We start from the raw sequence: 1,653 nt of genomic DNA, 5'->3' as shown, positions 1-1,653 counted from the left end.
GGTGCGGGAAACTCGACGTCCAAGCGACCAAAGCTCGAATATCAACTTATCAAACACAGGCGCCCGTTTGCTTACCGGGAACCACACAGGGACGCGAACAACACACAGCGAGATGCTTTGAACGTTCAGTGTGTTCAAGCCACTCGGCCTATTAGTACCGGTCGACTCCACACGTTACCGCGCTTCCATCCCCGGCCTATCAACCCGATCGTCTCTCGGGGGCCTTACCCCACCCAAAGGTGGGAGGGAGAACTCATCTCGAGGAAGGCTTCCCGCTTAGATGCTTTCAGCGGTTATCCCAACCGAACGTAGCCAACCAGCCATGCCCCTGGCAGGACAACTGGCACACCAGAGGTCCGTCCGTCCCGGTCCTCTCGTACTAGGGACAGACCCTCACAATTCTCCTACGCGCGCAGCGGATAGGGACCGAACTGTCTCGCGACGTTCTAAACCCAGCTCGCGTGCCGCTTTAATGGGCGAACAGCCCAACCCTTGGGACCTACTCCAGCCCCAGGATGCGACGAGCCGACATCGAGGTGCCAAACCATCCCGTCGATATGGACTCTTGGGGAAGATCAGCCTGTTATCCCCGGGGTACCTTTTAGCCGTTGAGCGACACCACTTCCACACGTAGGTGCCGGATCACTAGGCCCTGCTTTCGCACCTGCTCGACACGTCCGTCTCACAGTCAAGCTCCCTTGTGCCCTTGCACTCGCCACCTGATTGCCAACCAGGCTGAGGGAACCTTTGGGCGCCTCCGTTACACTTTAGGAGGCAACCGCCCCAGTTAAACTACCCACCAGGCACTGTCCCCCACCCGGATCCACGGGTGCGGGTTAGACGCTCAAAACGACCAGAGTGGTATTTCACCAACGACTCCACCCGAACTGGCGTCCGAGCTTCACAGTCTCCCACCTATCCTACACAAGACGCTCCAAGCGCCAATGCCAAGCTGTAGTGAAGGTCCCGGGGTCTTTCCGTCCTGCTGCGCGAAACGAGCATCTTTACTCGTACTGCAATTTCGCCGGGCCTGTGGTTGAGACAGCGGGGAAGTCGTTACGCCATTCGTGCAGGTCGGAACTTACCCGACAAGGAATTTCGCTACCTTAGGATGGTTATAGTTACCACCGCCGTTTACCGGCGCTTAGATTCTCAGCTTCGACCCCCCAAAGGAGATCTAACCGGTCCTCTTAACGTTCCGGCACCGGGCAGGCGTCAGTCCGTATACAGCGTCTTACGACTTCGCACGGACCTGTGTTTTTAGTAAACAGTCGCTTCCCCCTGGCCTCTGCGACCACACCCAGCTCCCACCGCAAGGGCGTTCACCAGGCATGGCCCCCCTTCTCCCAAAGTTACGGGGGCAATTTGCCGAGTTCCTTAACCACAGTTCACCCGATCGCCTTGGTATTCTCTACCTGACCACCTGAGTCGGTTTAGGGTACGGGCCGCCGGTACACTCGCTAGAGGCTTTTCTCGGCAGCATGGGATCACTCACTTCACCTAAAACGGCTCGGCATCACATCTCACCCTTCAACGCGCCACGGATTTGCCTATGGCGCGGGCTACATGCTTACCCCAGGACAACCATCGCCTGGGCTGAGCTACCCTCCTGCGTCACCCCATCACTCACCTACTACCCCCTCGGGTCCCACG

General features: G+C 58.3%; 1 rRNA gene (cut by a window edge). It reads right to left on the bottom strand.

The annotated features are described in order from the left end of the window. Nucleotides 1-130: 130 nt before the first annotated feature. Nucleotides 131-1,653 (bottom strand): 23S ribosomal RNA (locus ACFQ11_RS37385) (it continues 1,656 nt past the right edge of the window).

The sequence above is a fragment of the Actinomadura sediminis genome, from assembly GCF_042675525.1.
GTDB lineage: Bacteria > Actinomycetota > Actinomycetes > Streptosporangiales > Streptosporangiaceae > Spirillospora > Spirillospora sediminis.
The sequence above is the reverse complement of the archived record's forward strand: the minus strand, read 5'-3'. Positions and strand labels throughout refer to the sequence as shown.